The 7142-nt window shown below is 69.1% G+C and carries 2 protein-coding genes; both read left to right on the top strand.

Features of this window, described 5'->3' with window-relative positions:
* Window positions 1-510: 510 nt before the first annotated feature.
* Entirely contained in the window at window positions 511-1287 is a 777-nt protein-coding gene (locus tag ACWEQL_RS39485) for a DUF4241 domain-containing protein (RefSeq protein WP_452155952.1), read from the top strand.
* Between the two features lie 1671 nt (window positions 1288-2958).
* On the top strand, window positions 2959-7142 hold a 4184-nt coding region (locus tag ACWEQL_RS39480; protein WP_452155950.1), incomplete at its 3' end, for a DUF6531 domain-containing protein.

Raw genomic sequence — 7142 nt, 5'->3', positions numbered from 1 at the left:
ACCTCCGAGCATTGAAGCCAGGATGATCAAGAGATCGCAGACCGGCCCGCTTTTGATCCGCCGTTCGTGGCCCTCGTTTCACCCGTTGCCGACACAGGCCAGTCTTTACCCGAAGCCGTGAACCTCGAGGCGATACGGCCGGACCGTGGCTTCAGGTCACCCACGTGGGACAGGTGGGTGGTGACCACCGGTACACCAAGACCGCGCCGACGGCCTGACCATGTCCGACGCGCGGTTCGAGGCCCGGATTGGACTGGCGCGGGTCTAGGCGAAGGGTCACGGCGGGTCGTTGGCGGCGCCGCGGGCCTCGGTCGTCGGGTACGCGATCGGGACGTGGTTGTCGGGGCCGCGGCGCAGGTGCCGCAGGGGAGCAGGGTGCGCTGTCGCCGGAGCGGCGGCGCGCGCTGGAGGAGATCGACCCGTGGTGGAGCCCCGTCTGGCAGCGCGCCTGCACCGCGCTGGTTGGGGTGGTCACGGCAGCCAGCCGTCCCGGCCTGTCACAGTGCTCTCATGGGCCGTGTCGGCGCGTCCGGCTATCGTCGGCCCATGGATCTTGCAGCAGACGCCCGCTCGGCGGCCGGTCCCGAGGAGAGCTGGTACCTGGAAGCGGCCTTCACGCCCGGCACCAGACTCGGCACACGGCACGACAATCCGGCGACGCCCGTGCGGGTCGTCGAGGTGCGGGAGGTGGCCACCGTCCGCATTCCCAGCGGCCGGCTCATCGTCGACGCGCCGTGGCCGGAGGAGGACGGACCGGACCTACGGACGCGGACCGGCCGGGAACTCGCGGAGCGGATCCCAGCCGGCATCTTCCGGATGGAGGCCGCCTGGACGGAAGCCCCGTACGAATTCATGGGCGAGCGCTTCGACGGCCGGGAGCTCGCCGCCGTCCGTCTCCGCATCACCCATGCCCCCGTGACCCGGTGGGAGATGGCCCTCGGCGTGGGCGACGACATCGAGCGGATCCGCCCCGGGAAGCGGATCGGGTTCAAAACCGAAACGAACACGGGCAGTTTCGCCGACGCCACGGCCTGGTCGGCGCTGACAAACCCGTTCCTGGAATTCTGGCGCGGGTCCCGGGCCGGCAACCGCCATCCCCGACGCACGGAGAGCCTCTTCGACGGCGCGTTCGAGCGCGTGGCCGACGACGAACACGGGGCCGACCTCGTGACATTCGGCGCGGAAGGATCCTCAGTGGTCTGGCTGGGGCGCACGGAGACCGGAGCCGTCGCCTCGGTCGCCGTGGCCTCCGGGTACCACCTCTTCGCCCGGGAGCCTTCGTACTGAGGCCGCACCGAGCGGCAGGCCTTCAGCGAAGGCATGCGCGGCGGCGAGGCCGCCGGTGTCAGGTCTGTACGGTCCTCGGGGCGCGGGGCACACGGGCGGACGGGCAGCGGCTCAGAGGTGAAGCGGTACGGCGGTACGCGTGGCCGACGCGCTTCTGGACGGAAGGCTGACCACCTTCAATCGGAGCAGGCCCCGGTCCGTCGGGTACCGTGCCCGGGCCGCAGCGCGACGTACCCGCGCGTGCGAAACTCCCGCTCGTGTGCGGCTGTCATCCGCGCCGTCGAGCGGGAGGGGCACGCCCTGGTGCCGCGCCCGCACAAGGAGAGCGGGTCTCGCTCGGAACCCGGTTGAACGATCGGAAGTCCTGCGGGGCGAAGATGACGCCGGCACAGCTCGCCCGAGCACGGAGTCGACTGGGCGTAAGCGGCGTCGTTGGGATTCCCGGGACACTCACGTGATTCCCGTATACCAGCGAAGACCAGGGCCAGCCGTGCCTCCGTCGTGGATGGAGGCACGTCCGGGAACGCCGGTTCGACGCCGCCGACAGGAGTCGGATCGTTCCTGCTGGACGCATGTGATGCGCCGGTCGGAGGCAACTCAAGTCTCGACGCGGTGGCAGGAACTTACAGAGAGCGGAGCGGAAACGACCGGCTCTCGGGGGCCGATTCTTGCTTCCCTTTGGTTCGTGGAGGTCCCGGGCAAGTTCGCCCCGGCGAGCCGCTTCCTTGTTCGGCGAATGGCTCGCGGCACTCTGACGCCCACGATCCGCCGTCATTGTAGCCGCTGGTTCAGGATGTAAGTCGAATCGGATATTTCCCTATAGCAGCCCTGACACTAGGCCATTCATCCGCCAGATCCGGCCGAAGCTCGGCCATCGCCCCCGCGTTGGGACGAAGGGCAGCACGATCGTCCCGGCACTGGTTCGTAGCGCCACAGTCTGCACGCGGAAGGATTGATTCACGGATGATTCGGAACCCCCGCACGTCGATAGTGGGATTCCTGTTATTGGCTCTGTTTTCGCTGACTTTGGCGCCGCCCGCATGGACTGAGCCGGTGAAGAACCCCGGCGGCGGCACCACCGCCCACGGCGGTGAGACTCCCAAGCCCGCTTCTCCTGTAGTCCCGTGGTCGATCGACCAGAAGCGCCGCCAGGCCCGCGATCTCAAGGCCGAAGGGCCGGCTGGTCCGCTGCCGGCACAGGTGGCGCAGCGGATCGCCGGTCCGGGCACCGAGGGCTTTCGCAGTCTTACGGGCGAGGAGTTGCGGGCTCTGTCGTCAGTGAAGGCTCCGACGGCGCCCGCGAGCGTTGCTCGTGCCGTGGACGGTGGCGCAGCGGGCTGGCCTGCCGGTCACCCGTACATCGCGAATGTCCGAACGTTCGTCGACAACATCCAGAGTGGGAACACCGGGCTCTCGTGGTGTGCGACCTGGGATTTCAATCCGGACACTCCGGATGCGTTGCGGGCGGCCAGCCACGGGAACGTCTCGGTCACGTTCTACCGGGCGTCCGACAACGCGCTGATATGGGGTGACCAGTGGATGGTGTACGAGTCCACCGGTTGGTGTTCATTCGGCGCTCAGATCCAGCGTGGTGTGGGCTACTACGTGAAGGTGCGGTACGGGTATGCGGACGGGAGTTCTGACGAACTGACGTCGGTCACCGCCTCGCCCGTGCCGATCCTTGGCGTGCCGGACAACGTGTCGCTGGCGTGCCCGAACTCGCCGGCCAGCACGGGGATCGTGCTGAGCCTGGTGAAATACTGCGCCGACCCGGTCAACACCTCGACAGGAGCCTTCGGCGAGGCGGTCACTGACGCCGAACTGCCCGGCCCCGGACAGCCGTTCCAGCTGACCCGGAGCTACTCCTCCTCGTCCGCGGCCTCGGGTGTGCTCGGCAAGGGCTGGGTGTTCCCCTACTCGGCTTCCTTGAACGTGGGCCAGGCGGTCGTCACCTTCCGGGCCGAGGACGGCTCGCAGGTCGACTACGCGGTCCAGGGCGACGGCTCACTGACGGCCACGCGGCCCTATGTGCACTCGAGCCTTCAGCGGCTGGGCGCCGGATACGTGTTGACCACACCGGACCGGCACCAACTGATGTTCGACTCGGCCGGTCGGCTGACCGCGATGGTCGATGCCTCCGGCACCGGCCTCACGATGTCGTACACAGGTAGCCTGCTCACCGGTATCACCGACGGCACTGGCCGCACTGTCAGCCTCGGCTACACCGGCGGACTGCTGACCAGCATGATCCTGCCCGGGCAACGGACGGTCACCTACCAGTACACGGGTGACCTGCTCACCGGTGTTCGTGACCTGCGAGGCCGGACCACAGCCTACGGCTACGACGCGAACGGGCGGCTCAGCACCGTCACCGACCCGCTCGGCCATGTCGTCACCACCAACACCTACGACGGCTCCGGCCGGATCGCCAGCCAGGTCGACGCGCTCGGCGGTACAACCACATTCAGCTACGACACCGCCAACTCCACGACGTACGTGACCCACCCGGACGGCGGCATCTGGACCCACGCCTACTCCGGCGGCGTCATCAGCTGGCAGTCCGACCCCTACGGAAAGACCACCCGCTACACCTACGACAGCGCGTTCAACCGCACGGCGTTCACCGATCCGAACGGCAACACCTCCACGTTCACGTTCGACGCCAACGGCAACATGCTGACCAGCACGGCCCCGGCACCCGTGTCCGCCACCCAGAGCTGGACCTACGACGGCAACAACAACGTCACCTCGCAAAAGGACGCCCTCGGCCGCACCACCACCTACACCTACAACTCCCAAAATCAGCTGACCGGCACCACCGACCCGGCCGGCGGGAAGACCGGCTACACCTACACCCCGCTCGGCGCCCTGGCCACCGTGACCACGCCCCGCGGGGCCACCACCACGTACGGGTACGACGGCGCGGGCAACCGCACGTCGGTCACCACCCCGCTCGGCGAGAAGACCACGTTCGCCTACGACGCGGCCGCCCGGCTCACCGGCAAGACCGACCCGCGCGGGAACGCGGCAGGGGCGAACGCCGCCGCCTACACGACGGCCTACACCTACGACGCCGGCGGCCTGCTCACCTCCGCCACCGACCCACTCGGCAACACCACCGCCTACGGCTACGACCACGCGGGCAACCTGACCAGCGTCAAGGACCCGCTCGGCAACACGACGTCCTACGGCTACGACGCGGCCGGCAACCGCACCACGGTCAAGGACCCCGCGGGCAACACCACGACCAGCATCTACGACCCGGCCGGGAACCTGACCGCCGTCACGGACGCGGCAGGCAACAGGACCACCTACGGCTACGACAGGAACAACCGGCTCACCAGTACGGTCAGCCCGCGCGGCAATGCCGCCGGCGCCAACGCCGCCACCTACACCACCACCTACGGCTACGACGCCAACGGCAACCGCACCACGGCGACCGACCCGACCGGCGCCACCACCGCGACCGCGTACGACGTGATCAACCGACCGGTCACCGTCACGGACCCGACCGGCAACATCACCTCGACCGTCTACGACGGCGCCAGCCAGGTCACCGCCGTCACGGACCCGACCGGCGCGAAGACCACCATCGGCTACGACGCGGCCGGCCGACCGACAACCGTGACGAACGCGCTGGGCAGGACCACCAGCACCGGCTACGACGCCGACGGCAACACGGTCGCCCGCACCACCCCCGAAGGCAACAAGACCACCTGGACCTACGACAACGACCAGCGGACCGCCACCGTCACCGACCCGCGCGGCAACGTCCCCGGCGCCAACGCCGCCACCTACACCAGCGTCTACGGCTACGACACCGCCGGGAACCCGATCAGCGTCAAGGACCCCCTCGGCAACACAGCCAGCACCGCCTACGACGCCCTGAACCGGCCCACCCGGGCAACCGACCCGCTGGGCCGGACCACCGCCACCGCCTACGACGCGAACGGACGCGTCACCACGGTGACCGACCCGGCGGGCGCCGTGACCACCAACACCTGGAACGCGGTCGGCGACCGGACCAGCAGGACCGACGCCAACGGCCACACCACCGGCTACACCTACGACGCTCTCCACCGCATCACCGGCGTCACCGATCCGCTCGGCGCCAAGGTCAGCTACGGCTACGACCCCGACGGCCACACCACCACCGCCACCAACGCCCGCGGACTCACCGCCACCATCGGCTACGACCCGCGCGGCCTGCCCACGGGAACCACCTACTCCGACACCACGCCCGCCATCTCCCGGACCTACGACAAGGCCGGACGCACGGCAACCGTCACCGACACCACCGGAACCCGGACCCTGGGCTACGACCCGGCCGGACGACTGACCTCCGTGTCCAAGCCGACCGGCGGCACAGGCTTCGTATACGCCTACGACCCCGTCGGAAACCTGACCAGCCGCCAGTACCCCGACGGCCGCAAGCTCACCTACACCTACGACGGCGACCGGCGCCGCACCCAGCAGACGATCGACGGCGCCAGCACACGCTACGCCTACAGCCCCACCGGGCAACTGGCCAGCACCACCCTGCCCGCCGGCAACGGCTACACCGAGACCCGCACCTACGATCCGGCCGGACGCCTCAGCGCCATCGCCAGCACCAAGGCCGGCACAACCCTCGCCTCCTGGCAGCTCACCCGCGACGCCGCGGGCCAGCCCACACGTGTCAACGTGAACCGGCTCGGGCTGGGCAGCGGTGTCCAGACCTACAGCTACGACCAGGCCGGCCGCCTCCTCTCCGGCTGCCCGGTGTCGCCGTCCACCGTCGGCTGCGCGGACGGCGCGCTGACCTACACCTACGACAAGGTCGGCAACCGCCTCACCCAGACAGACTCCTACGGCACCACCACCTCCACCTACGACGCGGCCGACCAGCTCACCAGGACCAGCATCGGATCGGCCACCACCACCTACGCCTACGACGCCGACGGCAACCTCACCACCGTCAAGAACCCCTACCGCGACCAGACCATCGCCAGCGGCGCGAGCCTCGCCTCCGGCACCATCCTGACGTCCAACAACGCCCGGCTGATCATGCAGGCCGACGGCAACCTGGTCCTGTACCAGATCGACACGGGACTTGCCGTATGGTCCACCGCAACCGCCGGCCACCCCGGCGCCCGCGCCACCATGCAGGCCGACGGCAACCTCGTCGTCACCGAGCCCAGCGGCACCGTGCTGTGGAGCACGAACACCGCCGGAAGCACCGGGGCCGTGGCCAAGGTCCAGGACGACGGCAACTTCGTCCTCTACGACACCGCCAACAAGGCGCTCTGGTCCTCCAAGACCTACCGCGACCCCCTCGCGATCCACGCCACCACCTACACCTACGACGCCGCCGGCCGCCCCAGCACGATCGTCGGCAAGCAGACCTTCACCTTCACCTACGACGCCGACGGCAACCGGGTCACCACCAAGACCAACGGCAACCTGTCACGAACCCTCACCTGGGACATCAACAACCCACTGCCCCAGATCGCCACCGAGACCAACAGCTCCGGCGCACTCATCGGCGACTACACCTACAACCCCCTCGGACTCCCCCAGAGCCAACACGACTCCTCCGGGGCCAACTACCACCACCACGACTGGGTCGGCTCCGTCACCGACCTCACCAACTCCACCGGCGCCCAGCAGAGCCGCACCGCCTACGATCCCTACGGCCGATGGGGCACCGCCACCACAGCAGCCGGCGCACCCTCCACCCCGTTCGGCTTCGCCGGCCAGTACAACGACCCGGTCGTACCCGGCAAGCAGTACCTGCGGGCCCGCTCGTACGACACCGCCACCGGCCGGTTCACCTCCCGTGACCCGCTGGCCGTCCCGGCGGGCTCCCCGTACAT

This window comes from Kitasatospora sp. NPDC004240 (assembly GCF_053603215.1).
The sequence above is the reverse complement of the archived record's forward strand: the minus strand, read 5'-3'. Positions and strand labels throughout refer to the sequence as shown.

Excerpts from the sequence above, each read along its gene's own strand:
- ACWEQL_RS39485 (WP_452155952.1), top strand. The coding sequence starts at position 511 with ATGGGCCGTGTCGGCGCGTCCGGCTATCGTCGGCCCATGGATCTTGCA.